Here is a 23,952-nt window from a genome sequence, read left to right on the forward strand (position 1 = left end):
CCACTGGCGAGTAACAGTAGCCATCTCATTCTTCCTCCGATTTCACAAGGAGACTCGAATGCAGCACGACTGTGGCGTCAACGTTTGAAATCGAAATCTCAAGCTTGCTCGCGGCTTTCGGTTTGATAAGAAACAATGGGTAGCTATAAAGGAAATTCGGGGCAAAATACAGAGTCAACGCTCGCGAAGACACTATGGTGCCGTTAGCCGCTAAAAAAATGATATGGACAAAAGCAAACCTGGACAAAATCGAGCGTGAACCGCCTGATTCGTTGTGCGGCATTGCTTGATGACGCATAAAGCGGTTAATGCTCAAATCGAGTAGCTCGACGTGAGTTGATAACAAGAACGTCGCCTTTCGGTTTGAATCGTAGATGGACTTCGTTTGCTTGTCGTGGTTCGCTTCCACGTTCAACACGCCATTGTCGGCGCTAGCAATCTCTGGATTGGTTAATGACAGCATCATATCGCTTCTCCTAATCGAATGTAGTCATTCCTAGACCCGAAAAAATTCACCGCTTGATTGGTGTTGAGCATCAAATGCCCGCCCGGGTGTAACTCCAAGAACCCTTTCACCAGGACTAGGCCTTTATTGGTCGTCGGGGCTTGTAAGATGAGTGCCTTTCTTGCGCTTTTTCCTCGAATGGTCTGTGATTGCCCAGTGATTCGCAAGGTGCCCGTTCCGATTGGGTAGAACGTCACGCGCTCCGGATCCGACGTGACTTTCAGTTCGCTGTTAGTGATGGTCGCTTGCACGTCCAATGAGGCATTTCCGACCTCGACATTCACCGGTTGTTGGATCCGTTCAATGGTTAACGGTTGAGTGATTTCGTCTACGGTGATCGGCTCGGCCACGCGATGGACGTCTACTGGCGCTTGCACTTCATTAATAGTGATAGGTGTTTGTATTTCTGAAACTTTAATCGGTGTGACAATGTCACTAACCTTGACGGGTTCTTGTACTTTTTGAACCTCCACCGGCGCTTGAATTTCCGCGACAGTCACGGGCGTTTCCACTTCGCTCACCTTAACGGGATCGAGCACGTTTCTCACTTGGATAGGCTTTTCAATTTCACTGACCAACAGCGCGTTATTGACGCTAATTTTCTGCGCCTTGGTCATGATGAGTACGTCCGACACTTGGTATTCAAACGTCACATCCACGGTCTGATGATTGTGCAGCTCGAGCTTGTCAAAACGGGAGACATCAACGGTGTCACCGGCAAAGATCTCAATGGGACGCATCGCATCGCCCTGCAAAAGAAATGAGTGCGTGGTCTCACGCAAAATAAGGTACTTACCGGACTGACCCGCATTGAAGGTCAGCGTTTGATCGGGTTCTAATGTATGCGTCTGTTTCATGATACGCGCCTTGTCATGACCACCCCAATGGTGACCATCGTCCCGATGATCCCAAGGATGAGAGATAATTTTTTCAGCGTAGAGTTATCGGATTCATTGCTGCCCGTTTGCTCTCTCGCTTTCGCGTTGTTGGCTAAGGCAATCGCCGCTTTGGTGGTTTCGGTTTGTTGGCCGGCCATCGATTTGATCGAATCAATGGCGTGTTGACTGACTTCGGATTGCTCTTCTAAGACCGACGAACCAAAACCGAACGCTTCGTCGACGGTGTTATCGACCACGCGCAGCGAATCCCCGACCACCGATTGATTGACTTTTAAAGCTTGGGTACCAAAATCAAACGCTTCTTCTGCAGTACGCCCTGCAATGGCCATCGCCCCATGGTCGGTCATGGTTAAATTGATGTCCGAATCACTGACGCCCGACAGCATCACACCGGTGTTGTCGCCACCGACCGCCGCGCTGCTGCTGGTGTTCGTGGTCGTCGTGGTGTTGCTTTGACGACTTTTCGAAGAACTTCTTCCACCCATATCCGCTAACCTTATTTGTAAAACCCGTTCATCGCCGTGACGTTCAATTTCCTGAACCGGTAACTTTAATCGTCTTGCAATTAATCGCTTGGCACCCTCACGATAAAAATGCGCTCGCACCGAATCAAACCCGTGGGCTTTGGCGTGCTTGATGGCTCCTAGTGTTCCTTTGGCCATATCACCGGCTAAACCCACAACCACCAGTTCTTTGGTGTTGTTTTTCAGCCTTTCACCGCGCAATAACATGACAGTGTCACTTATTTGATACGTTGCCTCTAAGCCCTTTGCCACTTGGGTTTGTGCGTGTTGGTAATACTCTCTCAGTGCCGGCTTCAACCGTTGATGGACGTGAGCCCACTTTGCTGGCTGTAAGCTACCGTTTGGACAAGGCATACAAGGCAAACAACGCCATCAACACAATGAACCACCACGGCATGCCGCGTTGCTCACCGAGGCTGATGTGCCCGCCTTCAAACCCGCTGTTGTTGGTGGTGTTGCCCGAGGTTCCCGACGTAGCGGGTCCAGCTGCGCCCCCTTGAAGGCCACCGCCACCGGTTAATGACGTCAATGATCCGAGCATCATCGCCCTCCTTTGAGCCACATCAGTGACGCGACAAACAGCACCACAAGCAACACTTTATTGAGTCCTTTTCCAGCGCTCAGCCCAAACAGGCTACCTGCCCCAAATCCACCCAATACCCAAAACAGTAACGGCATCACCGTCTCCTTATCGTCGAAACGCCAGCGCGCCCAATATCAAGACCAGCAACACACCAACCCCGCCACCGACATACAACAAAGTATTGTCTTTCACGGGTTGAGCTTGCGGTGTGGTCACCGTGTTGCCCTTGTTATCCACACGAGGATGATTGGGTTGCTGCGTCTTGTCTGGATTGGCCGATTGGTCGTTGGTTGGAAACAACCAGTCGGCGTTTTCACCGACCGAATCCAACGCGCCCGCGCCAAACTCCAACAGATCATCAAAAAAAGCGTTCATTGGCGCTCCTTAGGCCGCGCCGCTCTGCAACATTTCCGGTCGCGTCACTTTCACCGACTCCACCAAGATCGGGATCGAGCCTGGGACATCGGTGGTGGTCACAGAAAACTTCAGATTGGAGCTGTGCTGCGTTGGAAACAGTTCATCAATAGAGAACCCACGAACGATCGGGTCAAAATGAAAATACCCCGACTGCGGCGTGCGCTCATTGCGTTTCGCATTGGCTTCTGAAATGAAGGTGTTGGCTTCGTACTCTTTGACAAAGTCGCGCTCAATTTCCAATTTGCTGATCTTATCGTGCATGAAATGCATGCGACGAATGCTGATGAGCGGACTCGTCACCAAGTTGGTGAATTCGTTCTCGCCCTGTGCATTGGCTGGCATGGTTTCACGTTTGATCATCGGCACCAAGACACGCATCGCTTGAGAGTTGCTCACCCACGCATGCACTTGGATAGACAGTGGCGTCGCGTTGGCCGCCTTGCCTTTGAATTGAATATCGAGGTGAATATTGTCACCCAGTTCGGTGACCAAACCGGTGTAACGCACCCCATTTTTGGTGCGCGCCACGATGTCACTGAATGGGATCACAAAATGCCCCGCCGTGGCGTCTCGCTGCTTATAGCGCTCAAGCATCACGAGCTCTTCACCGGTTAAGACGTAAATCTCTTCGGCGTTAAGCGTTATCGCAATGCGCTGCATGTCCGCGGCGCTGGCGTTGGTTTCCAGTACCAACTCGTGGTACGTCGGGCCATTAGGGATAGGCAATGTGCCTTTTTGTCCCCACGACGCGCCAACCATTGAGTTCAATTTGATTGGTTTGACTGACATCGTATTCCCCTCTAAAACCAGCCCGAGCGACCCAACAACTTATCGAGGCCACCGACTTTATTATTCACGGCAAAGACGATCGCACCCGTCGTTACCGCGGCAATTCCGGCGACAATCGCCACATTTTTCACGTTCAATCTCATGGGAGTTCCTTTAGAGTGATTGATGCTGATAACGTGGTGTATGGAGACGAAAATGACCAGTGCCTTTAACCTGTTAGGTTAAGAGTTAAACCTATTAGGTTACCGTCATCGCTTGGGGTAGATTTTTCCTTGCTCCCACTTGCCTAACCCCGGTGATTTGAGAATGTAATCCGCGAACTTCTTACGCCCTAAATGCTCCCTATCGACGCAGCTTTGCAGCCCCAAGATGGCCTCTATGGGGATATCGAAATAGTCCGCAATGTACTTAGCATTGCGTCGTGAGCTGACCGCACCGACGTACACATATTTGGATTCATCGAGTACTGTTTTAGGCACTTCTTGCCCACGCTGAAACGTCGCGTGCATCACCAAGCCAAAGCCGCGACCGCCCGTCCAGAGCTCACCGGCTAACCCATCGAGCTTTGAGGGCGTGTTGGTGAATTTGGCGAGCTCTTCAATCACGCAATGCAGCTTTTTCGGATGCTGGCCATCGCCCAATGACCAGACCATGTTGGCAAACAACTCAAGGTTCTCTCGGGTTCGCTCTTGCTCGACCAGGGCCAAGCGAAACGCGGCCTTTTTCTTACGCGCAAACCACGCCTTGTGATAGAACTCATCAAAGCTTTGGCACGCTTGCACGCGGCCGCCTTTGAGTGGCGCCTCAATATGCTCACTGTACGGATCGAACATCACTACTTGAGACTGACGCTCAATAAAATTGAGCTGACGAATGGCGGTGGTTTTGCAGCTGCCCGTGGTACCCATGTAACAAACGTGCTCCGCATTGTGGGCGTTATTCTTGTTCACTGGATTGGGGAGCTTCACTGTCCACCTCCTGCGGCGTCTCGGGCTCAGTTGTCTCTTGAGCCTGTTTAAGTTGGCGCACTTGTTTGGCGCAACCTCCAATCAAGGTCATCGAGGCCATAGCAAACACAAACTCGCCTTGATACTGGCCGAACCATTTCAAACCGGCGGGTCCGTACTTCTGCAGCATGGGTGATGCGGCGTCTAACCACTGGTTACCGGCTCGGGTGTCGATTTCAAACGGCACATCAAACACACTGCCGACGGTCATCTCCACCACACCTAAGCCGTAAGAGAGCATCATGCGCGCATCTTCTTCCCCGAAACCCAACGGCTCCGGCGAGGCTTCTTGCGTCTCTGACGGCTCGGCCTCGTCTTGCTCTCGGGCTTCACGTAAGGTTTCTACCGCTTCAACGGCTTGTTGGTCGCGTTCATCCAGTTCGTTCTCCACGGGCGTGAATGGGGCTTCATTGCTCATGCGTGACTCCTTTTTTCTTCGTTAAACCAAACCACAACAACGCACAGGTGCTTAACAGCAACAAGAATGACCAGCCTAATCGGGTAGTAACCGGCGCGGGTTGGTTATCTTTGGGTTTGTCGGGATTGCTTGAGCCCTTATCGGGCTTGGTTTCGTTCGGTTTTGGAGGCTTATTTGGGTCAGGATTCTTATCGACACTGTTTTTATAACCAGTAGTTGCTTTGTCTGGACTCGAGACCATGTGATTGTGTAACCAGTCTTGAAACGGTTTACCCGCGCTTTGGTTGGTTTTGCAACTGGGGCAAATGGTATACAGCTGACCGAGACGGCGCTTATTCTTAGGCGGCTCACCGCCTTCGATGAGCTTATGCTCGCCCACGGCGTGCACGGTGCAGATCTCATCACAGCCATGCGTTGGGCACGCGATGTAACCTTTGACGGGATTCTTACTGGCCATGCGTCGCCTCCAGTTCGCACAAGCGAAGGTGGAAATTGTTCATGAGGGATTTCAGCAAGTGGATGGTCGTCGCCACCTGTTGGCTGGCTTCTTCGGCCGCTTGGATAGCGACAAGGGGTTTCTTGAACGTTGGAATGGTGCTCCAATCTGGCGCCGCTTGGGTCAGCGATTGTTCAACGAGCTCAAGCTCGCTGACCAATTGTTGGTAGCGCTGTTGATGCATTGTCATTGTGTTGTCCTCTGTCTCTCGACGTTGGTGTGTCCCTGTCTCTCGACGTTAACTAATAGATTATAACAATTAAAATGTGAAACTTAATAGGTTCAAGTAATTAAAATGTGCACTTCGATTTCGCCTTGGCTTTCCTAACAGGCCGTCGCGCAGCGACTCACTGGCCGTTGCTGTGCCCGCATTTTCGGTGTTTATCGCCATGCTACAACACCTCTCGCGCCTCTAGGCTCCAGCTCGCTGGCGAGCTCGATGAGCCGCTTCCTTATAAGTTATCCCCGTTTTTCACGGGGTAACAGTAACTGTCCCTTACATCTATCTTTAGATAGATCATTAGTCTTTAGACTATGCGTTGTGATCTCAAAGACTGAGCTCATGGAGTAGTTAATGCGCTAAAACACCGGTTAGCGAGTGGGTTATCCACAACGACATAACCGCCGCTTTCAATCGATGAAATTGGATAGGAATAAAGACGAAAAACCCCGAAAAATCGGGGTTCAGACGGATCGAGGTGCAGTTTGAGCTTTGATCTTAAGGCACAGTGCTGTAATGACGTTGAGTACTACGACGTGCAAACTTACGCAGTAACGTGATCGGTGTGAGGAGGTAACGGATGTGTACGCCAGTTGAGGCGGCCATTTTCTTGAGGTTCTTAGTCGCAGCTTGTTTGGCGTTCGCGTAAGCTAGGTCCAAACCGAGATCGCGGAAATACTTGTCGGTGATGCGCTTAATGGATGCCAATCCATACCAGTCGCCATTGATGTTCTCTCGAGGTTGCTTTGAGGTGATCCAGCCTCGATCTTTTGCGTAACTCACGCACTGTTTCACCCGCCATTCTGGTAAGCCGGTACCTTTGGCTGCATTCGCCCAAGTACGAAGCAAGAACCCGTTCGCGGTCGCTACTCCTACCTTACAAGTACGAAACTCCAACTCACTCACCAAGTAGTCCATCACTCGGCCAATATCGGTTAAGTATTGGCGTTGTGTCGATTTGCCCGAGCGTGACAACAGGTAGTCATATTGTGAGGGGTTCTCGAGTAACTTTCTCCAGCGATCACGATTGAGCGCGGCCAATGGCCGCGCACTTCGTTTGTGTGGGGAACGTTGATGCTGATTCGTCTTCATCACTCTTTGACGCGCTTTAGGGTCTGTTGTTATGGTTTTTGAACAACGGTTTTTGACGTTCAACGATTTGTCTCAGCGATACAATCACCAATCTGACACTCGACGTTAGCTTGCCTTGTTTGGCCGCTTGCTCAGCTGCCGCTAATGTCTCATCCAGTTTCGATTCTTGGTTATTCATCCCGCCTCCAAACATTGATATCTCTGCTCTACCTCACCCTATATGACTTTTCTAATACGGGAAATGCGTATCGGGGATGGTAATTCGACGGATTCTATCTTTTAATCGTTTGAAAGGACGTGGATGAACATGCAAGTTATCAACTATACAAATGCGCTTTTGAATCGAGTTAAAGCCAAGTACGAACTGACCTCAGAGTACCAACTGGCGAAGAAACTCAAGGTTAGCGAGAAGAGGCTCTACAACTGGAGAAGAGGACTATCCGGTATGGATTGGGACGTGGCGTTCCACATCGCTGATATCTTGGGTGAAAGTGATCAAAATGTCGTGTTTGGCTTGCTGCCTAACAAACAGAAAAATAGAAGAGTAATCAAGGTTTTAAGAGATAACGCACCCGATTAAAAAGGTGCGTTTTTACTTTAACCCCACGTACATAATACGCAGTGATGGACATTGAAATCTGAGCATATTCAGTACCTATACTTGGTTTTCGTATCTCTGATTCTTACGCTGACGTGTCGCCGTTTCCAGAGACTTTCTACTACAAACACACTATATGAGGAGAAAAAAAACTTTGCGCGCTTATCTTAATTTTTGAAGGAGATCACATGCTCACGCCACACTTTGCGGATCTCGTGCATCATCACTTTGATGATATCCACGACGCCGCGGCCTTTTTTCATGTTCAACCGATCACGGTCCAGCGATGGCTTTCAGGTGAAGTCCCTGTGAACCCAATGGCCGAAAAGCTCATGAACATTCACGCTCGCGGTTACTTGCCCTTAGATCATCGCTGGAATGGATTTAGGGTTCACTTTGACCGTGCCACCTTGATCACGCCTGAACGACGCGAGTTTAATCCGAAAGAATTGCTCAGTTTTGCGTATTGGCGCGACGAACATCGTCAGCTCGTCGAACGCCACGGTCGAATTGATTCCCCAAAGTTTTACCCACCTAAAGAGCATCCTTTGCCATTTCGTGGCGGTCGTCGTATGCCAGCGAAACCTTGGGTGCCAACTAAATTTAAATAGGACCAAGCACGCGACCCCATTAAATAACGTTACTCGCTCTCCAAAACCTAGAGGCATGCTCATGTCTCTCATATATGATGCTATTGCTACCAACAAATTTAGTTCACGGTATAATACCAAGTCTTCAGTTTACTGTTTTTTGCCTTATATCCTTACAAAATCTAGTGTTTAACACTTCCAAATATGAATTCTCATGCTATGATTCGCCTTGCTTAAGAAGGCAAAGGTTTAGCTAACATAGGAAATTATTTATGAAGCTTAAAGACGAAATTAAGCTTTACATTCTATCTTTAGCCGTTTTGTTTTTTATCGTATTGCTCATAACATTCAGAGCTGACGTTTCCCCCGATAACTATGTCGAAATAATGAGTTATTGGGACTGGACGGTTTTATGGCTCACCTCTAACTGGCTCCCTACTCTGATGATCGCTTCGATGCTGTATTGCGAGGTGATTCGTAGAGAATTTGAGCATAAATTAGATGGCGGAGCTGGTGATAGTTTGTATATTACAGATTGCAAAAGCGAAAACTATGAACAACTTACCTTTTTAGCGACTTACATTATTCCGTTTTTTGGTTTCAGCTTTACTGAACCTGGACGGTTGCTAGCCTATGGTGTTTTGTTGTTCGTCATCGGAATGATATTTGTTAAAACAGATAAATATTACGCGAACCCAACCCTTGCACTTTTTGGCTATAAGCTATATCGCGTAACTATGGCAGATGCTCAACAACGTTATGAATCTGTAATAGTTATCACGAAAAGCGACTTGAATAACAACCAGAGCGTTAACTATAAGTTATTGTCTCATAACGTCTTTTTTGTAAGGAAAGTAAGACTTGAATAACGCTGAAATTAAAGCGAACCTTGGATTGTTTGCAACAAACTGTACTGGTATTGAAATCTTTATTGTAGATCAAGAAGATAACCTTACCCGTTCAGACATTCAAAATAGCGCCTTAGATGGGGCTAGAAATGCGTTTACAGATGCTTTGAAGAAAAAGTATATCGAAAATGAAAGCTTTACTATCCCGTATCTTTCTAATCATGACGATCGAAAGCACGCGCTATATCAGTTTGATTTCGATGAAAGTCCCCAAGCATTTGACTTAGTAAACACTGCAATGGTTGCGACTGCTGAAACTGAAATGCCTACTTACGAAGCTCGTGATAACAAACTAGAAAACATTAAAGCTTTAATTATTGTCCTTAAAAACCGAGATGGCCACAAAGCGGGATTTTATCAACACGTCTATGGAGTTACTCTCTTAAAGTCAGGGAAAGGCATTTTAAATCTTATGGCTCACGAGACAAGAGTTGTTAAGTTGCAACAAGATATTCTAAGAGTATCACCTAATTTTATATTTTTAAAAATGGGCGATGTATATTTAGTAGAAAGTGTTAATGGCTTAGAGAATCAGCTTAACTTCAAAGATGTGATTCAACGCAAAGCTGAAGTATTAACAGAAACGCTGGTTGGAATGAACTTTTCTGACGACTTCAATATCTTCATTGAGAAAGTACAAGAAGACATTTCGTTCGCTCGAAAGGTTGTAAAAGTTTGTACTCATTCAGCTGTTCTAGAACAAGAAATTACTACTGCAGAGCTAATTGAATTCGTAAAACAGGAAGAGCATTATGCTAATGTCCTGAAGTTTAATGACGACGAAACACAATTTGATTTGAATAGTATCAATCGTTGTAGAAAGTTTTTAGAACTATTAGATGACGATTTACTTCGCTCGCCACTTACAAATAAATCGTATATAGCTAGATCAAAAGACCGTGTCTAACCTCACAAAGAAGCCGAATTCGGTAGAGTAATCGGCTTCTTGCACTCTAGGTTTGACTTGGGATACATCGTTTGTCGCAATTGAAGTCTAGATATTGGTAGAAGATCAACAAAAGAACGGTAAAGAGGGCCAACCTCAAGACAAAAAAAGCCCACACAGTGTGGGCTTTTGGGTAACGTCCTCGTTACTACTGAGCAACTATCAAAACAACACTCTTTGAGATCTTATCTATCAAAGCTGGCTTACTCAACACCTTAGAACTTTGGACTTGTTTATAGTTAACATCATTACCAATCAGCATTGGTAGAGCATATGGCACCTTAACTGCGTAATTAACGTTTTGTGCTAAAGTACCGGTTGTCTGTAGAGCCACATCCTGATTCAAACTTGCCGATGCGATACCAACCACTACGCCTCGATTATCCACCATTGGGCTACCTGAGTTGCCAGGTTGAATAGGTGAGCTTATCTGGAAGTATCTAGTGTCCCCCTTAACGCCCGAACTTGCATTAATGTAACCAAAGGTCGCTTTCTGATCGTTCCCCTGAATACCAATATTTGGGTAACCAAGTACAGCAATTTCTGTCCCCTTCTTAGTCTTGACCTTAAGCTCAAGAGGCAGCGGTGTAACAGATTTATTCACTTTTAACAGTGCAATATCGTTACTCACATCCTGATCCACCAACGTAGCTGGAATTGTTTTTCCATCCATAACGATAGAAATATTGTGCGCGCCAGACACGACATGGCTGTTTGTGAGGAGATAGCCATCAGAAGAAATAAAGAAACCGGTACCTGTCGACACACTCGAAACAGCCGAAGGCTCACTTTCAGAAGAATCAGGTTCATCTCGAACTTCGGATTCAACGACACGATGCGACGAATCGTACTTCTCTTTCATTGCCAGAGCCATTCCTCCTGCGGCATCAACAGCACTTGCATTTCTAGATGCATTATAAGAAACCTTGCTTACCTGAGAAGTAAAAGAGGTCGGTAGGACAACAGCTTCAATTAAAGCGCCATACTCATAATACTGATGCCAATCCCCCGCAGAGGTTCGATAAATAGAATAAGACTCAGCCTTTTCGTCAGCCATGTTAACGTAACCCAAACCGGACCATATTAGTGATTTGGAAGAGTTGTAAAGCTCACGAGTACCGAAAAAGAGTGAATTACCAAAAATTCCAGAGTACTTACCAGTCGAACCATCGTTGTAACTCTTTAGATGTACCCCACTACTGACACCGCGCTTTTGGTCAACTTCAAGGTAGTTATATATAAACTCCAACTCGCCATCAACGCTGGTTGTAGAGTGAACTTCATATCGCTTAACCATCTTTCCGTTCTCGCGAATATACGATCCATAACGAACCACATTCTGACCTTCCGCTCCAGCGTAGAAATATTGATCCGTAATCCCTTGATTGTGGTAAGCAATTTCATACCAATTGAAAGACCCAGCATCGACTGTCATCTTTCCGATGCCATGTGTCTTACCGTTTTTACAGCCGCCATCCCAAGCTAAGTTTTCAGAAGTAAGATCAGCAACAGAAGTAAGACCAAGAAATCGATAACCTTCAATATGAATCTCACAGGCTTCGTTTTTATTGCCAACCTGAACCCAGTAATCGTGATATTGGCCGACACCAAGTGTGGAAACCATAGTCTCATAATTCGGGAGAGCAGCCTCAGTTACAGTACGCGCATTAGGCGTACTATTACACCCATAAAGAGAAGCAACCGCCAAAGGAACAATAAAAATCTTTTTCATAAATACCAGCAAAAAATCTAAGAAATAATTTAAAAGCAGAAAGGTATTACCATACAGGCAGGAGCCGCCCAGACTGATGTAGCAAATATGCGAACTAATACCGCCAAAAAAAGGCACTCACAATGAGTAATCATACAGTATATTATACTATCGTTCTTTTACTATGCCAAAATTTATCGATGGTTTAATTCTGTATTTAATAATTGCCGACACCATTGATATTACGGCTACAAGTCCAGGAACATAGCTACTTGAGTCAATAATTAAGGTTGAGCTGTGTGCTATCTTTGACGAAGTAGCATTTCTTCTAACATATGACTTCCGTTATAATCCGTTGGGATAAGTTCCTATTGATCACTGTTCAACATGACAATGAACTAGATTAAGAAAACGTGTTAGAACGCATTTGGCAACTAACACACTTCTCTTAAGAACACCTCGATTGGTTTAAATTAGAGTAGCATTCGCCATCATCACTCGCCCATTTCTAAGCGTGTAGCCCTTCATTAGCTAGCCGCTTTGCCTTTGTCCGTTGCACTTATAACCTTTCTTAGGCATTGGGATCCTCCAGTTTTCGTATCCGTTGCTCTTGGTCTTGTTGCGCTCGTTTTATCCAGTTGATGTCTGTTTTCAAAGCCGCAATCGTGCCGAGGCTTGAGACTCCACCTGTAATAAGAGCGATGATTAACGCATCGAGGTACGCCATCACTTCGTTTTCCATCGAGACGCGTAGTATTCAAGTAGGTATCGCACCATAGCGCGCATGCCTAGCGTATCAACCACAACAGCACCTACGACAAACCAGTAAGGGTTGGGGATGTTCTGCAGTGCATCGAACCCTTGCTTGACGTATGGCGCGTAATTAGGGATGAAAGACAAGATGAGAGGTACGAACGCTCTCATAGACAATAAAGTGTTTCGATAAAACCGAGCCCCAAAAAGTGACACTGCAACATAACTGCCCTCCACTTTAATTGATGAACAGTAAAACAGTGGCCTTGTGACTCGTTATCACAGCAAGCCATAAAGCTCGCACACACCGCTCTGATTACACAAACCGAGCCACTTTAAATTTAACTGTATAAATATACAGTTAAATTACTACCACCGTAAAAACCGCACTTATTGAGCAAATAACATTCAGAATCAAGGGTCTGCGTTCAATTTTTAAACTTGAATTTGGTCTAATGGTTCGCTTTCCTGTATGACCGTCAGTTCTAGAACAGTTTTAGATATAGCGATTTCAACAAGGCTAATCTCTAACCTTCGATTACGCCAGCTCTAAGGCATTGGGTATTAGGTTTGAATCACGTGTACGGATTAATATCATGAGCGACAAAGCATTCCGAAAACTCAACATATTCCTCTCGATTTTTTGCCTGGCAATCACCCTATTGTCGCTATTCTCTTTTGATAGACTAATGAACAAGAGCTACATCATTAGCCCAGACAAATACCCTACACTCGCCAATACAGACCGAGATCATGATGGCGGCACGGTTGCATCATTACACAAGTCAAATAACGGCATTGAGTTACAGTGTGACTTTAAGCGTACCTATAGCAAGCCTTTCTGTGAGGTTGAATTCATCATATCGAAAGAAGGCAAAGGGTTAGATCTCTCCACGTTCGATTCGGTAACCATTAATATGGACTATGAAGGCCAAGAGAACCCAAGATTTCGTTTCTACATTCGTAACTATGACGAGGGTTACAACGTTAAAGGCGATGCAATGTCGAACAAGTTCAATCGCTTAGACTTTTCGCTACCAGATAAAAACAACATCGACTTAAACTACTTCAATGTTCCTTTCTGGTGGATTGATCATTATAACCGCCCTGTTTCTGATAGCGCTGTAGACATTACGAACGCGGTATCTGTTGAACTCGGGCTTGGTGCCAGCACGCTTGCTGGGCATCATTCACTTAACATCTCGAGTATTGTGTTCCACGGTAAAATCATCAGCAAGGCTTTGCTAGGTGAGCTATTGGTTGGACTATGGGTGATATACGCGATCTACTATGTCGCTTGTGCTTTACATATTGCACAACGAAACAAAACGCGTTCAGCACAGCAACAACGCCATTTAACCCAAGAAATTGAAGAGCTAAAGGTAAAGGCCACAACCGATCCGTTGACCGGATGTAGAAACCGAACCGAAGCTTTAGATACCTTCTATGATTTCGAATGGTTGGCGCAACAAGGAAAAACGATTCACATCGCGTTGTTTGATTTAGACTATTTTAAGCAGATCAATGATCAACATGGCCATGAAGTGGGTGACAAAGTACTTATTCAGTTTGTCGCAACGGCGAACAAGAGCCTTGGTGAGCAGTACTTGCTTTATCGCTGGGGTGGTGAGGAGTTTCTACTCGTTTGCCTGGAACAAACTGCGCTACAGTGTAACGAATCTATCGATAATTTTTACTTAGCAATGGAGCAAAGCCCTTGGCCTAAAGCGCTTAAAGTCACAGCTTCGACCGGAGTAACGCAGCTTAAAGAGCATGAATCTATACGTACTGCCATCAAACGTGCAGACAAAGCGCTCTACCAAGCTAAAGACAACGGACGAAACCAAGTCGCTACGTTTTATTAAGGCTCGCTAGACTGGACTGCAGCTACACATTCAACTCTCGGCACTACTCAATCAACACGCAGTTAATACCTTGTCGATATCGACTCTCCACTTAAGCACCCGTTAGATTTTTAACTGCTGACTCAACAAATCCATAAGCTTTGTTGCCTCATCAGAATTCTAATCGATTCGTATGCCTATAAGCGCTTTCTCGCCATCTGTAATAACGCCATCAATAGCATTCTCAGGTTTATACGTATCGTTCCTGAATCGCTCTATATAAACAGCTCTTCCTTACGTCTCTAAGCTTCCTTAGCACTTGTTCTGCAGTCACGTATTGGCGAGTAAAGCTTGCTCTAACCAGTGCTCAGTCACTCGCGGTATCGGTTTTGAACATTACCGTCGCTACTTATCTCGCACTGTTTTTAGATGAAATCCTCATTTGTCTGCTTGTGAACATTCATACACTCGTATCCGCTAAAAAAAGAAGTCACAACGTCACTAGCCTTAAAAAACGCCATATATTGAACCACTTAGACACGGTGACACAAATACTGACACCTGATATGGCAGTTGTTTTACTTTCACGTATCGCTGTAATTTAATTACAACCCAAGGCCAAGAAAGGCCTAAAAAGTGGATTGCTCTGATATAACTTATTGAATAAAAGGAATTTAATGGTGTTTAACGGTTCGGAATTTAGGGTAACTGAAGAGTTGGTATGTGCGAGATAATATACTAGAGGGTAATATATTTAGTTATAGTGCACTAAGGCGTTAAAAAAGAAGGGCTGATGCCCTACTCTTCTTTATTACTCATTTCTTCACGAATTTGCTCAGCAACGATTTTGATAGCTTGTGCTGTGCTGATGCCCTGAGTCATCATTTCTTGAATTCGTTCAACAGCTTTCTGTTGTTCTTCGTGAGAAAGGGTTGGTAAGTCGTTTAGCATGCTCTGCTCCTTTATTTAGGAGCAGAACTATATAAGGACTGTTAGTAACTAGCAAGGAAATTGATTGAAGCACCCATTGCATTTTCGTTTGTGTAGTTCGCACTTAGATCTAACTGGAACAAGTTAAGTGGCGAGATACCAATACCGGCTGTGACTGTTCCTTCCGAATCAGAGTAAGCTAGGTTCTTGTAGTACCCTCCCCTTAACTTAAGCTGACGCAGAAGATCAACTTCAGTACCAACACGAATCATCTGTTCGTTATCATCAAACGAAGTAAACTTCTCAGTCTCATTTAGGTCGTAATCAACACTAAACGAAAAGTAATCCGATACGATGCCTGCACCAACCGTATACACAGGCTCTAGTTGGTAAGTGTATTTACCACCGACTTGGTGTGTCGCACTACTTGTGCTGCTGTTAAGCGTTCTCGTCGTATCTTTGGTTTCTATATCTCTAGAGATCAAATTAGTTGCTGCAACACCTACTCGGAACGGGCCGAAGAACCAAAGTGCACCAGCATCCATGTTGAATGCTGTATCACCATCACTATTTTCTCTTACGTCAGATAAATCGTAATCATTAACCGATGCAACATAGTTGTACGTGTAAATACGTTGGATTTTAGGTGTGATGCCAAATGAAATGTGTTGGCCCATAAAGGTTTGGTATTTTGCTAGAGAAAGCCCGACTTCTGCTACACCGATTGAAACCGCTTCAACTGTAGACAGTTCAACTTTGTCTTCATCTGAACCTGTCGTGTAAACGTTAGGAGTCGCAAATGATTCTGTATAGGCTTTAGCGAAAAGGTTGGCTGCAACAAACTGATTAGGAAGCGCAAATGCGACAACACCACCCAGTTCAACATTAGCTTGGTTACCATCAAGATTATTAAGCGCTGCGTCCAGGTCTGCAGTATTTGACGCATCAACGACGCTATCGATATTCGATTTCATATCGTTAGGGTCATTATAGCTACCGCCAAAACTTGGCGTAATCATACCCATATCATCGTTACGACGATAAATAGCAACAAGTGCCGGGTTATAGAATGGAGCGGTTAGGAAGTTTGCTGAAACAACACCAACACCACCCATCGCATCACCACGCGCTTCAATGGCGTAGTTTGCTGCTGAAAGAGGAAGACTGGCGAATGCAATTGATGCTGCGAGTAGTTTAGTTGTATTTTTCATGCCGTTTATCTTTGTTAGATCCCTTACATAGTTAACGGCACAATTTTAAATTACTTTAACTCTTCTTCGCTAGAAATATCATAAGTTTTACTGATAGTTTGTGCTTGTTCTATCGCTATGTCGCCTTGCCAGCGTGAATGAACCATTGATACCGCCAAAACGTAGCGATCATTTGGAAGTTCTTCGCCAGTTAGGTTCATTGGATAATCAGATTCATAGCTTTTGCCCCACACCTGCTCATAGTGTTCATCGACATAATCGTACAAACCAATTTCGAGTTTAGGAAGAGGACAATAAGGGTTCAGAAGTTCTTTTTTATCGATTCGCCAGGTGTCTTTTGAAGACCAGCGAACTTGCTGACGCATTGCAACTTCACCAAGGATAATCCAAGTACTCCAAGAATTTCCACCATCGCCTTTCACACTTAAACGATACAAACCCGATTCAAGTTGAGACGCTAAATTGTAACGCTTTTGGAATAGGCTCACCGCTGCGTTATTTACGACTTCATTTTCTTTGGTGAACTCACTATCAGACGACACAACCTTATCGACCCATTTTTCGAAGGTTATGTCTTTAATATCATTTTCGGACTCAACATTAATTGCGACACGAAATGTATCTCTGCCGGGACTTTGAATAACGTGTCGTTTAACGACGACTGAACTGATCCAATCTGGCAGTGTTTTTCTTGTGAGGGTTTTACCACAATCTTTGTTCAATGCTTGATCGAACAGTTCATTGAGGTGTTCTTCTCGTGATTGAGAAGAGTTGATTTGCCAAACTTCCACTAGTGAATCAAACATCTGAGGTAAATCATTATCCAATAGATGTTTATGTACTTGAGTCAAAGTATCGCTACTCTTGAACCAATCCGCTGCTTGCACGGTATTCGCCACGCAAGACAACATTAATAGTGGAAGTAAGGCTTTTTTCATTACGCTTTCATCTTGTAACCAACGCCACGAAGCGTTTCAATTTCTAGACCTGGTAGCTTCTGTCTTAGTTGCAGAACGTGCGTGTCTACCGTACGTGTTGTTGGGAAATGGTTGTAACCCCATACATGGTCAAGTAGCTCATCACGTGTGAAAACACGGCCAAGGTTACTTGCCAAAAATAGCAACAGGTCAAATTCAGTACGCGTTAAAGTGACTTCCAGTTCATTGAAAAACACTTCACGTGTCGCTTTGTCGATAACAAGATTTTGAGCCATTACTTTTGATGCATCTTGATCCTCAGCATCAGGAAGGCGTAACTGCGCACGGATTCGAGCAAACAGTTCAGCTTCAGCGAAAGGCTTAGTTAGGTAGTCGTTTGCACCTGAATCTAGGCCCGCTACTTTGTCTTTTACTGTTACGAGAGCCGTTAGCAAAATAACAGGGATGTCTTTCTTTTTCTTCCAACCTGGAAGCGAATCTACTGAGTCACCATCAGGAAGTTGACGGTCTAGAATCACTAGATCCGCTTGTTCCCAATAGCCTTCAACTTCAGAGATCAGTTCTGCATGCAAACATTCATATCCAGCTTGCTCAAGGCTAACTAATAAACCGTCAGCTAAATTTTTATCATCTTCAACGAGAAGCAATGTCTGTTTCACAAGGTATCTCCAAAATAAATGTTGTTGGGGGGCCGATAAGCGTCATGTGACCGCCCATTTTTCCGACCATAGATTCCACTATCGTCAGACCTAAACCGAGTCCACTCTTACTTACGAATGGCTTTCTTAGTTGCCCCCAATCTTTGCGAGACAAGTCTCCATTATCTATAACTTTGAATGTCAGCTTCTTGTCAGAAGTATTCAGTTCTAGTATCACTGGAGCGACACCGTATTTCACGGCGTTTCTGATCAGGTTATCGATACACGTTCCTAACCAATATACGTTTACTTTTGCAGCAATATCTTTGTTTACACGGAGTTCAATGCCCGGAGCGAAATCTTCTTCAACTTTGTATTGAAGCCACTCTTCAACACTTGGTACCCACTCTGTTGCGAGCGGTTGGTTGTCTGACTGCAAATAGTCTTTGCTTGCTTCCGCCAACTGCCTTAAACGGCGGGTATCTTCACACAGTCTACGAAACTCATCATATACCGATTCTGGTAAGTGTTCGAACTCACGTCTGAACCCTTCAACCGTCAATGACAAACTCGCAATCGGCGTTCTTAATTCGTGCGTTAGAATTTGAAGAACCAGCATACGGCTCTTCATCTCTTGTTTCTTACTGTTCCATCGGTAAATTGCCCAGCCTAATACCAGTAGGATGTTGGCAATCACCAAAATAAACATGGCAACTTGAAGAAGCTCTGAATGATCTTCTATTTCCCAACATACGTTACCGCGCTGAACAAAACAGCTGTTGCCTTCTGATGACAAACTGAACGACAGCCCTGAAAGCGTTGCGTTTTCACTCCAGACTGATTCTTTGTACAGGTAGTACCTATCGCCGCGCTTTACCCACATTTCATCGAGTTCTACAAACATACTCGCGCCCGCTAGCAGCGCGGTGATAGCTTCACTGTCCATTTGTTGTAAGCGAGACAACAGTTCGTCGTGTTCAGTGTTTGGACGCTCTTGAATATGCATAAAGCGTTTCAGAGAGTCGAACTTTTCTGGGTATTTCTCTACGTATCGTGCGGCATAAGAGCCACCACCAGGGTGAATCAAGCCACTGCGGCTAAACCAACGATCTGAAAGCTTGGTACCTTTACACATCGCACGAGTAAAAACTAAAGGCTCTGTAATCAACGGACTTAGCGGTAATTTCCCGCTACAAGTCTTTGATAACTGGTATAAACGCTGGATATCTTTTAACGGGTACTCTGCTGTTTGTGGCAGCATTGACGACGGCATGATCAAACGTGTTGGATAATCAGCCTGCAGCACTCGAATATCATAAGATTCGATGGCGGTTTCATGATCAAAGAGTTTGGTGAAATTATCGATACGCTCGGGTAAAGAGTCAGCAAATGCATTTGCAGACACAGATAACGTAGCAATAAGAAGAGAAAATGTTCTTTTGATGAGCACAAACCAACGCAAATTCATATAGATCAAACAAATATATACCATTCACTATCAAAGATAAATTTTTAACCGCATGAAAAACAGTGAGAATGACCGCTAACAGTGACTAAACCCGCGATTATGTGCCCATTCCGCACATGCAAACTAGTACACTGGTTGGCTTGCTTACAAATTTATTGGGATAGACGAGGTAACGCTAACACATCGCTCTTGTCACTCAGCTTTCAAGAGCTTGCTCATTCGTTCTGAAGATCAAAAAAGGAGCTCAAATGAGCTCCTTATCTAGTTATTACAGATTACTTAAAATGCTTTCTATAGATGTTCTAAAATACCTAGACAACTCTGTTTAGCATCACCAAACAGCATCTGCGTGTTTTCTTTGAAGAACAGTGGGTTTTGCACACCTGCGTAACCCGTGTTCATCGAACGTTTGAATACGATAACATTCTGAGCATTCCAAACTTCAAGTACTGGCATACCAGCAATTGGACTGTTTGGATCTTCAAGTGCTGCAGGGTTCACGGTGTCATTTGCACCGATAACCAATACAGTATCCGTCTCACTTAAGTCATCGTTGATTTCGTCCATTTCAAGAACAATATCGTAAGGCACTTTAGCTTCAGCAAGTAGCACGTTCATGTGACCCGGCAATCTACCCGCAACTGGGTGGATACCAAATCGAACATTGATGCCTTGCGCTCGTAGTTTCTCAGTGATTTCATGCACTGGGTATTGAGCTTGAGCTACAGCCATGCCGTATCCTGGGGTAATGATGACAGACTTTGAGTTTTTCAGCATGTCCGCTACATCTTCAGCTGATGTTTCGCGGTGCTCACCCTGCTCTTCATCACCATCAGACACGACCACTTCTTGGCCGAATCCACCAGCGATAACACTAATAAACGAACGGTTCATCGCCTTACACATGATGTAAGAAAGAATCGCACCTGACGAACCAACCAATGCACCAGTTACGATGAGTAGATCATTCGCAAGCATGAAACCTGCCGCTGCTGCTGCCCAACCAGAGTACGAGTTAAGCATAGAGACGACCACTGGCATATCAGCGCCACCAATCGATGCCACTAGGTGGTAACCGAATGCGAATGCGATAAGTGTCATCACCATTAACGCGAACATGCTGCCGTCAGCTTTAACGAACATGATCATCAGCAATGTAGAAGCAACGATAGCCGCTAGGTTCCACTTGTGTTTATGCGGGATATTCAATGCAGACGAAGAGATAACGCCGCGAAGCTTACCAAACGCAACAATCGAACCTGTGAACGTCACAGCACCAATAAATACGCCAAGGAACACTTCCACTAAGTGGATAACGTGCTCTGCATGAATATCAGCAGGGTTAAGTGACACAGCAGCAGGTGGATCGATATAGCTGTTGTAACCCACAAGTACCGCAGCCATACCTACGAAGCTGTGCAGGATTGCCACCAGCTCAGGCATTTCAGTCATTTCTACTTTTCTTGCGTAGTGGATACCAATACCACCACCGATCACCATCGCAATGATGATCCATACAACACCAGCAGAATGAGGGCCAAAGATCGTCGCGATCAACGCGATTGCCATACCCGTGATACCGTAATAGTTACCTGCACGTGCAGATTCCTGTTTCGATAACCCAGCCAAGCTCATAATAAAGAATACAGCAGCAACAATATAAGCTGCTTGTACTAATCCTTCAGACATCTGTTACTCCTTAGTCTTTACGGAACATTTCAAGCATACGTTTGGTCACGGTAAAGCCACCAAAGATATTGATACTTGCAATTAATACGGCAATAAATGATAAGAAAGTGACGACGCCACTTCCTTGTCCTATCTGTAACAGTGCACCTACAACGATGATCCCTGAGATCGCGTTAGTCACGGACATCAAAGGCGTATGCAGAGAATGGCTTACATTCCAAACTACGTAATAACCCACCACACAAGCGAGAACAAAAACGGTAAAGTGGGATAAGAACGCAGCAGGAGCAACCGATGCTACCCAAGCGAAAGCACCAACCGCTATTGCAATGCCAGCGACTTTCTTTACAGGAGACACAGGTTGTTGAACCTTCGGTGGAGCTTTAGCTTCTTCGGGTTTGGCCTGTTGTGGCTGAGCAGAAACTTGAATCGGCGGAGCTGGCCAAGTCACCTCGCCCTCTTTAACCACAGTAACACCACGCAGAACGACATCTTCAAAGTCGATATTGATGTTGCCATCTTTTTCTTTGCAAAGCAGTTTCAGCAGGTTAACTAGGTTCGTTGCATATAGCTGAGATGATTGAGTTGGCAGTCGACCAACCATATCAGTGTAACCAACCACCTTCACGCCGTTAGCCGTTGTGATCACTTGATCAGCAACCGTATATTCGCAGTTACCGCCATTCGCAGCGGCAAGGTCCACAATCACGCTACCTGCACTCATACTGTCTACCATCTCTTTGGTAATCAGCTTAGGCGCTGGGCGACCTGGAATCAGTGCCGTTGTAATGATGATGTCGACGTCTTTAGCTTGAGCGGCATAAAGCTCTTCAGCTTTCTTGTTGAATGCTTCAGACATCTCTTTTGCATAGCCATCACCCGCGCTGGTATCTTCCTTGAAATCGACTTCCAAGAATTCAGCGCCCATAGACTCAACTTGTTCTTTTACTTCAGGACGAACATCGAACGAACGAACGATCGCACCCAAACTACCCGCAGCGCCAATTGCCGCTAGACCAGCAACACCCGCACCAGCAACCAGTACTTTTGCTGGTGGAACTTTACCTGCCGCCGTAATTTGACCCGTGAAGAATCGACCAAATTCATGCGCCGCTTCAACCACAGCACGATAACCCGCGATGTTAGCCATAGAACTCAATGCATCTAGTGCTTGAGCTCTTGAAATACGAGGTACAGAGTCCATCGCCATCACGTTGATGTTACGACTGGACAATTGTTCCATTAATTCAGGATTTTGAGCAGGCCAAATAAAGCTGACCAATGTCGCGCCATCTTTAAGTAGATCGATTTCATTTTTAGACTCGTCAACGATCGGAGCGTTAACTTTAAAGATAATATCGGATTTCCAAGCTTCATCTGCGGTTACAATTTTTGCACCAGCTTGTTCATAAGCTGCATCTTCAAAACTTGCTAACGCACCTGCTTGTGATTCAACACAAACTTCAAATCCTAATTTTAGAAGCTGCTCTACCGATTTCGGCGAAGCAGCGACTCGCGTTTCACCCGCGAGTGTTTCTCTTGGTACACCAATTTGCATAGCTATTCCTTGACTATTGGCACGAATGACTTATTCGTTTGTATCTAACGACAACTAATACTTCAAGCGTTTTGTTCAAAGAACAGGAAAAGTTATTACTTATAACGATTTGGATGGAATTTGAGCGCTTCATTTGAAGAAATGACGACCGCCTCGAACAAAGAGGTCAAACCACTTGCAAATAATCCTTTAAATAACAACCTACTAGCTGTTCTTTGTCCCTAAAACTAAAAAGAGCTTTCAGCATATACACTGAAAGCTCTCGAAATTATGACCAACATCAATTCTAACCCTAATTGGCTAGCTAAATATATTGTCGCCCATTTGGTCGATGAACATCTGCGATTTTTTAAGCATCAATTCATCGGCATCTTGTTTGTTTGAAACAACATCTGAACGAATAAAACGGTGAGTTTTAATTTCACCATCGAATTCTTTCTCAATTCGCCCAGCAACACGGTATTGACCAGATTCTGCAATGGCATCTTGATAGATATTGAAACCCTTATATTCGACTGGCTCAATCTCTACTTTTTGTTCGGTTTTTTCTTTGCCACCAAATAATCTAGAAAAAAATCCCACGTTTTATACTCCTTAAATGACCGTATTAACCCTAAACTATCATGAGTGTTTACGGTTCAACAATGGCTTTTCATACCATTGCAATTCTACATCTTCATCAAAATTGTGTTGACTAAATATAACGGGCACATTGTCGTCACGTTCGCGTCTTCTATCGTCAATAATCATGCTTTCCGCATTCTTGACTGCGATCTCACTATTTCGTTTATAGAGCACCAGTTTGTCTTCTGGTAATGCTGACAGAAAATCGATATCAAAACGAATATAGATGGGTTTGAGTTGACCCAAAGCCAAACACGCGAGATCCGCCAACTGTTCATTGGTATAACTAGACACATATTCCTCGGTAGACAATACATGACCCACCAGAGTTTCCATATAGTTATGAACATCAACACTAATTTGCATACCACACCTCCATTTGTAGCGGTTTTCCTAGTCGCTGTCGTTTGTAAATTTAATTCAAACCACGCCACTCCAAAAGCTTCCTACAACTCAGTTATAGGCTTTACTGTCCATAGTACAATCTATGACGTTAGATAATCTTACGCTTACTTCATTACAGATCTTACGTCGATCAGTGATAACTGACCATCAAGCCCTTTAGGTCACAGCAGTAACGTAAGACTAGCGGAGCA

Annotated in this window: 30 protein-coding genes and 1 pseudogene; 5 read left to right on the forward strand and 26 right to left on the reverse strand. The window is 44.9% G+C overall.

Annotated features, from left to right (window positions below):
* Positions 1-25: 25 nt before the first annotated feature.
* From OC193_RS18715 to OC193_RS18780, 14 genes are all read right to left on the reverse strand, one after another.
* A complete protein-coding gene (locus OC193_RS18715; protein WP_017082188.1) occupies positions 26-466 on the reverse strand; it encodes a hypothetical protein in 441 nt (146 codons plus the stop codon).
* The gene (locus OC193_RS18720; protein WP_048666262.1) at positions 463-1,362 is read right to left on the reverse strand and encodes a hypothetical protein; all 900 of its coding nucleotides are present in this window, start codon (positions 1,360-1,362) and stop codon (positions 463-465) included. Before OC193_RS18720 ends, OC193_RS18715 begins: the two co-directional genes overlap by 4 nt.
* Positions 1,359-2,282, reverse strand: coding sequence for a hypothetical protein (locus tag OC193_RS18725; RefSeq protein WP_048666263.1), 924 nt, complete (start codon positions 2,280-2,282; stop codon positions 1,359-1,361). The genes OC193_RS18720 and OC193_RS18725 overlap by 4 nt, the downstream gene beginning before the upstream one ends.
* Positions 2,263-2,469: a hypothetical protein gene (locus OC193_RS18730; protein ID WP_016787082.1), complete on the reverse strand. Its 207-nt coding sequence runs from the start codon at positions 2,467-2,469 to the stop codon at positions 2,263-2,265. The genes OC193_RS18725 and OC193_RS18730 overlap by 20 nt, the downstream gene beginning before the upstream one ends.
* On the reverse strand, positions 2,469-2,606 hold the full coding sequence (locus OC193_RS18735; RefSeq protein ID WP_017082193.1) for a hypothetical protein: 138 nt from the start codon (positions 2,604-2,606) through the stop codon (positions 2,469-2,471). Before OC193_RS18735 ends, OC193_RS18730 begins: the two co-directional genes overlap by 1 nt.
* A gap of 10 nt (positions 2,607-2,616) precedes the next feature.
* Entirely contained in the window at positions 2,617-2,886 is a 270-nt protein-coding gene (locus tag OC193_RS18740; RefSeq protein ID WP_017082192.1) for a hypothetical protein, read from the reverse strand.
* Positions 2,887-2,895: 9 nt separating this feature from the next.
* Complete coding sequence (locus OC193_RS18745) at positions 2,896-3,717, reverse strand: major capsid protein P2 (protein WP_048661966.1); 822 nt, start codon at positions 3,715-3,717, stop codon at positions 2,896-2,898.
* An 11-nt stretch (positions 3,718-3,728) separates the two neighbouring features.
* A complete protein-coding gene (locus OC193_RS18750) occupies positions 3,729-3,860 on the reverse strand; it encodes a hypothetical protein (RefSeq protein WP_016787086.1) in 132 nt (43 codons plus the stop codon).
* 105 nt (positions 3,861-3,965) lie between these two features.
* A complete protein-coding gene (locus OC193_RS18755) occupies positions 3,966-4,685 on the reverse strand; it encodes a type IV secretory system conjugative DNA transfer family protein (protein ID WP_243652132.1) in 720 nt (239 codons plus the stop codon).
* A complete protein-coding gene (locus OC193_RS18760; protein WP_048666265.1) occupies positions 4,654-5,142 on the reverse strand; it encodes a hypothetical protein in 489 nt (162 codons plus the stop codon). Before OC193_RS18760 ends, OC193_RS18755 begins: the two co-directional genes overlap by 32 nt.
* Positions 5,132-5,599: a hypothetical protein gene (locus OC193_RS18765; RefSeq protein WP_048666266.1), complete on the reverse strand. Its 468-nt coding sequence runs from the start codon at positions 5,597-5,599 to the stop codon at positions 5,132-5,134. Before OC193_RS18765 ends, OC193_RS18760 begins: the two co-directional genes overlap by 11 nt.
* Entirely contained in the window at positions 5,589-5,828 is a 240-nt protein-coding gene (locus OC193_RS18770) for a hypothetical protein (RefSeq protein ID WP_048666267.1), read from the reverse strand. The genes OC193_RS18765 and OC193_RS18770 overlap by 11 nt, the downstream gene beginning before the upstream one ends.
* Before the next feature lie 528 nt (positions 5,829-6,356).
* Entirely contained in the window at positions 6,357-6,950 is a 594-nt protein-coding gene (locus OC193_RS18775; RefSeq protein ID WP_048666268.1) for a hypothetical protein, read from the reverse strand.
* Positions 6,951-6,966: 16 nt separating this feature from the next.
* Positions 6,967-7,128 carry a hypothetical protein gene (locus tag OC193_RS18780; RefSeq protein ID WP_017093600.1) on the reverse strand — a complete coding sequence of 54 codons (162 nt, stop codon included), beginning with the start codon at positions 7,126-7,128 and terminating at the stop codon, positions 6,967-6,969.
* Between the two features lie 129 nt (positions 7,129-7,257).
* On the opposite strand from OC193_RS18780, the gene OC193_RS18785 reads away from it, so the two are divergent.
* From OC193_RS18785 to kwaB, 4 genes are all read left to right on the forward strand, one after another.
* Positions 7,258-7,530 carry a helix-turn-helix domain-containing protein gene (locus OC193_RS18785; RefSeq protein ID WP_048666317.1) on the forward strand — a complete coding sequence of 91 codons (273 nt, stop codon included), beginning with the start codon at positions 7,258-7,260 and terminating at the stop codon, positions 7,528-7,530.
* Between the two features lie 206 nt (positions 7,531-7,736).
* A complete protein-coding gene (locus OC193_RS18790; RefSeq protein WP_017107010.1) occupies positions 7,737-8,159 on the forward strand; it encodes a phage protein in 423 nt (140 codons plus the stop codon).
* 251 nt (positions 8,160-8,410) lie between these two features.
* Entirely contained in the window at positions 8,411-9,007 is a 597-nt protein-coding gene (gene kwaA / locus OC193_RS18795; protein ID WP_048662793.1) for an anti-phage protein KwaA, read from the forward strand.
* Positions 9,000-9,953, forward strand: coding sequence for an anti-phage protein KwaB (gene kwaB, locus OC193_RS18800; protein ID WP_048662794.1), 954 nt, complete (start codon positions 9,000-9,002; stop codon positions 9,951-9,953). The genes kwaA and kwaB overlap by 8 nt, the downstream gene beginning before the upstream one ends.
* 187 nt (positions 9,954-10,140) lie before the next feature.
* Here kwaB and OC193_RS18805 read toward each other — a convergent pair whose 3' ends face one another.
* The 3 genes and pseudogenes from OC193_RS18805 to OC193_RS18815 form a co-directional block, all read right to left on the reverse strand.
* Positions 10,141-11,724, reverse strand: a complete 1,584-nt coding sequence (locus tag OC193_RS18805; protein WP_048662795.1) for a S1C family serine protease — start codon at positions 11,722-11,724, stop codon at positions 10,141-10,143.
* A 550-nt stretch (positions 11,725-12,274) separates the two neighbouring features.
* Positions 12,275-12,433, reverse strand: a complete 159-nt coding sequence (locus tag OC193_RS18810; RefSeq protein WP_261978807.1) for a hypothetical protein — start codon at positions 12,431-12,433, stop codon at positions 12,275-12,277.
* Positions 12,430-12,621, reverse strand: a pseudogene (locus OC193_RS18815) (hypothetical protein); the annotation flags it as partial. The gene OC193_RS18810 and the pseudogene OC193_RS18815, both read right to left, overlap by 4 nt.
* A 392-nt stretch (positions 12,622-13,013) precedes the next feature.
* Here OC193_RS18815 and OC193_RS18820 point away from each other — a divergent pair.
* Positions 13,014-14,321, forward strand: a complete 1,308-nt coding sequence (locus OC193_RS18820) for a GGDEF domain-containing protein (protein WP_048662797.1) — start codon at positions 13,014-13,016, stop codon at positions 14,319-14,321.
* Between the two features lie 777 nt (positions 14,322-15,098).
* Here OC193_RS18820 and OC193_RS18825 read toward each other — a convergent pair.
* The 9 genes from OC193_RS18825 to OC193_RS18865 form a co-directional block, all read right to left on the reverse strand.
* On the reverse strand, positions 15,099-15,251 hold the full coding sequence (locus tag OC193_RS18825; protein WP_004731009.1) for a YoaH family protein: 153 nt from the start codon (positions 15,249-15,251) through the stop codon (positions 15,099-15,101).
* 41 nt (positions 15,252-15,292) lie between these two features.
* Positions 15,293-16,441, reverse strand: a complete 1,149-nt coding sequence (locus OC193_RS18830; protein WP_048660163.1) for a conjugal transfer protein TraF — start codon at positions 16,439-16,441, stop codon at positions 15,293-15,295.
* A 50-nt stretch (positions 16,442-16,491) separates the two neighbouring features.
* Positions 16,492-17,379 carry a DUF2861 family protein gene (locus OC193_RS18835; RefSeq protein WP_048660162.1) on the reverse strand — a complete coding sequence of 296 codons (888 nt, stop codon included), beginning with the start codon at positions 17,377-17,379 and terminating at the stop codon, positions 16,492-16,494.
* Positions 17,379-18,038 carry a response regulator transcription factor VxrB gene (gene vxrB, locus OC193_RS18840; RefSeq protein WP_009845363.1) on the reverse strand — a complete coding sequence of 220 codons (660 nt, stop codon included), beginning with the start codon at positions 18,036-18,038 and terminating at the stop codon, positions 17,379-17,381. Before vxrB ends, OC193_RS18835 begins: the two co-directional genes overlap by 1 nt.
* Positions 18,013-19,485: a sensor histidine kinase VxrA gene (gene vxrA, locus OC193_RS18845; protein ID WP_048662798.1), complete on the reverse strand. Its 1,473-nt coding sequence runs from the start codon at positions 19,483-19,485 to the stop codon at positions 18,013-18,015. Before vxrA ends, vxrB begins: the two co-directional genes overlap by 26 nt.
* 291 nt (positions 19,486-19,776) lie before the next feature.
* Positions 19,777-21,174: a Re/Si-specific NAD(P)(+) transhydrogenase subunit beta gene (gene pntB / locus OC193_RS18850; protein ID WP_048662799.1), complete on the reverse strand. Its 1,398-nt coding sequence runs from the start codon at positions 21,172-21,174 to the stop codon at positions 19,777-19,779.
* 10 nt (positions 21,175-21,184) lie between these two features.
* Positions 21,185-22,732: a Re/Si-specific NAD(P)(+) transhydrogenase subunit alpha gene (gene pntA, locus OC193_RS18855; protein WP_048662800.1), complete on the reverse strand. Its 1,548-nt coding sequence runs from the start codon at positions 22,730-22,732 to the stop codon at positions 21,185-21,187.
* Between the two features lie 300 nt (positions 22,733-23,032).
* Positions 23,033-23,314 carry an HlyU family transcriptional regulator gene (locus tag OC193_RS18860; protein ID WP_004731023.1) on the reverse strand — a complete coding sequence of 94 codons (282 nt, stop codon included), beginning with the start codon at positions 23,312-23,314 and terminating at the stop codon, positions 23,033-23,035.
* Between the two features lie 39 nt (positions 23,315-23,353).
* A complete protein-coding gene (locus OC193_RS18865) occupies positions 23,354-23,722 on the reverse strand; it encodes a late competence development ComFB family protein (RefSeq protein WP_048662801.1) in 369 nt (122 codons plus the stop codon).
* Positions 23,723-23,952: the final 230 nt, after the last annotated feature.

It is taken from the genome of Vibrio crassostreae (assembly GCF_024347415.1).
GTDB lineage: Bacteria > Pseudomonadota > Gammaproteobacteria > Enterobacterales > Vibrionaceae > Vibrio > Vibrio crassostreae.